General features: G+C 76.4%; 1 protein-coding gene. It reads right to left on the bottom strand.

Going from position 1 to position 961, the window contains the following annotated elements:
- A partial coding sequence (locus AAHZ94_RS34570) for a DUF445 domain-containing protein (protein WP_349997628.1) occupies positions 1–807 on the bottom strand: 807 nt, incomplete at its 3' end.
- Between the last annotated feature and the right edge of the window lie 154 nt (positions 808–961).

Genomic DNA, 961 nt, shown 5'->3' with positions numbered 1-961 from the left:
CTTGAGGCGTTCCACCCGGGCCCTGGTGTCCGGGTCGGACTGGAGGTCGCGGGCGAAGTCGGCCAGGAAGCGGTCGACCGCGCCGCGCGCGGGATGGTCGGGCATGTCGCGCATCTCGGTGACGAAGCGCAGCAGTTCGCGGTAGACCCGGTCGCCCACCTTGCGGTCCACGAAGCGCGGGGTCCAGCCGGGGGCGCCGCCGGTCACCGCCTCCATCACCGAGTCGCTGTGCTGCACCAGCCAGTCGTGGGCCCGTACGCACACCAGGTCCACCACCCGGCGGTGGCCACCGTCCGTGACGACCTTCTCCAGCATGGTGCCGAGGCCCGGCGCGATCTCCTGTGCGTCCGCCCGGCGCGTTATGGCCTCGCCGACCACGGCCTGTACGTCCGAGTCGCGCAGTACGGTCAGCGCGCCGCGCACGGCGGTGGCCAGCTCCGCGGTGACCCGGTCCACGTGGTCCGGCTCGGCCAGCCAGGCGCCGAGGCGGCTGCCGATGCCGACGGCGCGCAGCCGCTGCCGTACGACGTCGCCGGCGAGGAAGTTCTCGCCCACGAACTCGCCGAGGCTCTGGCCGAGTTGGTCCTTCTTGGTCGGGATGATCGCCGTGTGCGGGATCGGCAGCCCCAGCGGGTGGCGGAAGAGCGCGGTGACCGCGAACCAGTCCGCGAGCGCACCCACCATGCCGGCCTCGGCCGCCGCCGCCACATAGCCGGCCCAGCCGCCGAGCCCGGCCGACTGCGCCCACTTGGCCAGTACGTACACCACGGCCACGGCCAGCAGCAGGCCGGTGGCCAGGGCCTTCATCCGGCGTACGGCGCGCTGCTTCTCCTGGTCGGGGGGGGGGGGGGGGGGGGGGCCGGGGGCGGGGGCCCCGGGGGGGGGGGTGGGCGGGGGGGGGGGGGGGGGGGGGTTCGCACAGCGCGCCCCCCCGCCCGCCGCCGGGGGGGGCGGGGGGGGG

Source organism: Streptomyces sp. HSW2009, assembly GCF_040240285.1.
Classification (GTDB): domain Bacteria; phylum Actinomycetota; class Actinomycetes; order Streptomycetales; family Streptomycetaceae; genus Streptomyces.
This window is presented reverse-complemented; position numbering and strand designations above follow the sequence as displayed.